Origin of the sequence: Ramlibacter sp. (assembly GCF_035706265.1) — a bacterium.
In the GTDB taxonomy this organism is placed as follows: Bacteria; Pseudomonadota; Gammaproteobacteria; order Burkholderiales; family Burkholderiaceae_C; genus Ramlibacter.
On the sequence record NZ_DASSVG010000355.1, the window covers coordinates 1 to 3,112 of the forward strand.

Annotated in this window: 5 protein-coding genes; all 5 read right to left on the reverse strand. The window is 70.0% G+C overall.

All coding sequences use genetic code 11. From position 1 onward, the window contains the following. Positions 1 to 503 (reverse strand): SDR family oxidoreductase (locus VFM98_RS12985; RefSeq protein WP_325110341.1); only part of this gene is annotated, 503 nt, incomplete at its 3' end. 25 nt (positions 504 to 528) lie between these two features. Then, positions 529 to 1,305 carry an enoyl-CoA hydratase gene (locus VFM98_RS12990; protein WP_325110342.1) on the reverse strand — a complete coding sequence of 259 codons (777 nt, stop codon included), beginning with the start codon at positions 1,303 to 1,305 and terminating at the stop codon, positions 529 to 531. Next, a complete protein-coding gene (locus VFM98_RS12995) occupies positions 1,302 to 1,892 on the reverse strand; it encodes a 2-hydroxychromene-2-carboxylate isomerase (protein WP_325110343.1) in 591 nt (196 codons plus the stop codon). Before VFM98_RS12995 ends, VFM98_RS12990 begins: the two co-directional genes overlap by 4 nt. 13 nt (positions 1,893 to 1,905) lie before the next feature. Beyond that, on the reverse strand, positions 1,906 to 2,643 hold the full coding sequence (locus tag VFM98_RS13000; protein WP_325110344.1) for an SDR family oxidoreductase: 738 nt from the start codon (positions 2,641 to 2,643) through the stop codon (positions 1,906 to 1,908). Between the two features lie 5 nt (positions 2,644 to 2,648). Further along, on the reverse strand, positions 2,649 to 3,112 hold a 464-nt coding region (locus VFM98_RS13005), incomplete at its 5' end, for an acyl-CoA thioesterase (protein WP_414709023.1).

Below are 3,112 nucleotides of genomic sequence, written 5' to 3' on the forward strand. Positions count from 1 at the left end.
GTGTAGGCCGTGTGCGGCGCGAACCAGTGCGTCTTCATCGACAGCGGCGGCGACATGTTGAGCACGTGCGCGTTGCGCCCCGCAGCGGCGGATTTCTTCAGCTCGGGCAGGCAGGCCTGGGTGCAGAGGTAGGTGCCGCGCGCGTTGATCCCGTTCATCAGGTCGTAGCGCTTCATCGGCGTGTGCTCGGTGTCGGTGAGGCTGATCGCGCTGGCGTTGTTGACCAGGATGTCGATGCCGCCGAAGCTGACCACGGCACGCTCCACCGCCTCGAGCACCTGGGCCTCGTCGCGGATGTCCACCTGCAGCGGCAGCGGCTGGCCGCCGGCGGCCCGGATCTCCTCGGCGGCGCTGTAGATCGTGCCGGGCAGCTTGGGATTGGGCTCCGCGGTCTTGGCCGCGATGACGATGTTGGCGCCGTCGGCGGCGGCGCGCTTGGCGATGGCCAGCCCGATGCCGCGCGAGGCGCCGGTGATGAAGAGGGTCTTGCCTTTCAGGTCCATGGGTCCTCCGGCGGGGTGCAGGCCATCAAAGCCGCGAGAAATCGGGCTTGCGCTTTTCCATGAAGGCCGTGAAGGCCTCCTTGGCGGCCGGCGCCACCAGCAGGCGGCGGAAGGTCTCGCCTTCGTCGGCCATCTGCTGCAACACCGGCTGCTGCTGCGCGCGCTTCATCAGCCGCTTGGTCTCGACCAGCGAAGCCAGCGGCTTGGCGGCCAGCTTGCGGGCCTGCGCCTGCGCGTAGGCATTGGCTTCGGTGGGCGGCAGCACGCGGTTGACGAGGCCCACCTCCAGCGCCGCTTCGGCCATGAAGGGCTCGCCGAGCAGCAGGGCCTCGGCCGCGCGGTGGTAGCCGAGCAGCTGCGGCGCGAGCAGGCTCGACGCCGCCTCGGGGCACAGGCCCAGGTTCACGAAGGGCATGGAGAACGCCGCGTTGTCGCCGGCATAGACCAGGTCGCAGTGGAACAGCATGGTGGTGCCGACGCCCACCGCGGGGCCGCACACGGCCGCCAGCAGCGGCTTGGGAAAGGTGGCGATGCCTTGCAGGAAGCGGAACACGGGCGAATCCGCGCCCGCGGGCGGCTGGTGCAGGAAGTCGCCGATGTCGTTGCCGGCGCAGAACACGGTCTCGTGCCCCTGCACCAGCACCACGCGCGTCGATGCGTCCTCGCGCGCCTGCGCGAGCGCATCGGCGAGCGCGCCGTACATCGCACCGGTAAGCGAGTTCTTGCGCTCCAGGCGGTTCAGGGTGAGCGTCGTCACGCCGCCTTCGGCATGCACCCGCACTTCTTCGATGGTGGTTGTCATTGCAAGGCTTCTTTCACGAAATCGAGCCGGTCCTGGCCCCAGAACATCTCGCCACCGACGAAGAAGGTCGGCGCGCCGAACACGCCGCGCGCCACGGCTTCCTGCGTGGCGGCCTTCAGGTCGTCCTTGATCGCCGGGTCGTTGGCCAGCGCCAGCAGCTTCTCCGGCTCGAAGCCGGCCTGCTGCAGCACCCTGGTGACCACGGACGGATCGTTCAAGTTGGCGCCGTCGACCCAGATCGCACGCAGCACCGCGTCGACGAAGGGCACCATGCGCTCGGGCTCGCGCAGCTGCAGGCCCAGCACCATGCGCATCAGCGCCAGCGTGTTGATCGGGAAATGCGGATTGTGGCGGAACGGCACGCCGTAGCGGCGGGCGAAGCGCTGCAGGTCGTCCTGCATGTACTGGCCCTTGGCCGGCACTTCCATCGGCGAGCGGTTGCCGGTGGCCTGGAACACGCCGCCCAGCAGCATCGGCCGGTACTCGATCTCGCTGTGCGCCTCCTGCACGATCTTCGGCAGCTGCGTCCAGGCGAGATACGCGGCGGGGCTGCCGACATCGAAGTAGAACTCCACTGCTTTCGTCATGGCAGGTCTCCTCTCAGAATTTCTCCATCCACGGGCGCAGGTCCAGCTCGTGGGTCCAGGCGTCGCGCGGCTGCCTATGGAGCATCCAGTAGTTCTCCGCGATGTGCTCGGGGTTCAGGATGCCGTCCTGGTCTTTCAGGGCGTAACGCTCGGGAAAGCTCTCGCGGATGAACTCGGTGTCGATCGCCCCGTCGATCACGACGTGCCCGACGTGGATGCCGCGCGGGCCGAGCTCGCGCGCCATGCTCTGCGCCAGCGCCCGCAGCGCGTGCTTGGCGCCGGCAAAGGCGGCGAAGCCGGCGGAGCCGCGCAGCGAAGCCGTGGCACCGGTGAACAGGATCGTGCCCTTGCCGCGCGGGGCCATGCAGCGCGCCGCCTCGCGGCCGTTGAGGAAGCCCGCGAAGCAGGCCATCTCCCAGACCTTGAAGTAGCGGCGCGCGGTCTCTTCGGCGACCGGGGCGCGCACGTTGGCGCCGATGTTGAAGACCATCACCTCGATCGGGCCGATGCGGGCCTCGATGTCCGAATAGAGCGCCGCCACCTCGTCCTCCTTGCGGGCGTCGGAGCCGAAGCCGTGCGCCTCGCCGCCCTCGGCGCGGATGCGTTCCAGCAGCGGCTGCAGCTTCGCAAGCTCGCGCCGGGTGGTGCAGACCGCGTAGCCGCCGCGGGCGAAGCGCCGGGCGATGGCGCCGCCGGTGGCGTCCCCCGCGCCGACGACCAGGGCCACGGGACGGGCGCTGTCTGCAGCCATGCGGCTCACTCCTTGTAGTAGACGACCTGGTGCGTGGTGGCCAGCAGGGCGCCGGCTTCGTCCCACAGCTGGCCGCCGTGGTCGAAATAGCCGCCGCCGAAGCCCTGGCCCTGCGCCTGCAGCAGCAGGTGGCCGCTGCCGGCGGCCGCGAGCTGCGCTGCATCGGCGTGATAGTAGACCGTCATGCTCACGGTGCCTATCGGGGTCGGTTGGGCCCTCCGCAGCCACACGCGCGGGAAGAACACATCGGCGATGGCGGTGAGCGATGCGTGATCGAGCGGCCGCGGCGGATCGTCGCGCACCCACAGGCGGCTGAGGCTCTCGTCGCGCACGCTGCCGTCCCACTGCGGCGGGATCGGGCCCTCGACGAAGCGCATCTCATAGCGGTTGAGCCATTCCACGCCGCGACGCACGGCGCGCGGCACGGCCTCGGGGCGCGGCACCTGGGGCATGCGGGCCTCGTGGCCGG